A 751-nucleotide genomic window follows, 5' to 3' on the forward strand; every position below is an offset into this window, starting at 1 on the left:
CAGCACGGTTCCGAGTACGCCGAATACGAACACCAGGCAGGTGAGGTAGAAGCCGATCATGATGACGGCGAGGCTGCGCAGTGCTCCCCAGCCGGTTTCGCCGACGACGGCGGCGATCGCGCCGAACGCGCCGATGGGGGCGGCCCACATGATCATGGCGAGGATGCGGAACACGAGTCGCTGGATGTGTTCGATGCCGCGGCGGATGGGTTCGCCTGTGGTGCCGAGTTTTTGGACGGCGAATCCGGTGAGCAGGGCGATCAGCAGTGTCTGCAGGACTTGGCCTTCGGTGAGGGCGGAGCCGAAGCTGGTGGGGATGATGCCGAGCAGGAAGTCGACGGAGCCTTCGCCGCCTTCGGCTTGGGTGTGGGCTTTCGCGGCGGCGGCGGGGTCGAGGTGCAGGCCTTCGCCTGGGTGCAGGAGGTTGCCGACGACGAGACCGATCGCGAGTGCGAAGGTCGACATCGTCAGGAAGTAGCCGAGCGAGAGTAGTCCGACCTTGCCGACTTTCGCGGCCTTGGCCACCGATCCGATGCCGAGCACGATGGTGCAGAAGATGATGGGGGAGATCATCATCTTGATCAGGTTGACGAATCCGGTGCCGAGGGGTTTGAGTTCCTTGGCGAGACCCGGCGCGGCGAACCCGACGATGACGCCGAGGACCACCGCCGCGATCACGGCCAGGTACAGGTAATGCATCTTGTCTCGGCGACGCGGCGCCGCATCGGGCGGTGTAGGCACCTTTGCCTCC

Annotated in this window: 1 protein-coding gene; it reads right to left on the bottom strand. The window is 65.1% G+C overall.

Annotation, left to right across the window (positions count from 1 at the left end; translation table 11 throughout):
* The coding region (locus ACM6LU_RS39170; protein WP_414942920.1) for a cation:dicarboxylate symporter family transporter at positions 1 to 699 on the bottom strand (699 nt) is incomplete at its 3' end.
* Positions 700 to 751: the final 52 nt, after the last annotated feature.

Source organism: Amycolatopsis sp. cmx-11-51 (assembly GCF_047608665.1).
In the GTDB taxonomy this organism is placed as follows: domain Bacteria; phylum Actinomycetota; class Actinomycetes; order Mycobacteriales; family Pseudonocardiaceae; genus Amycolatopsis.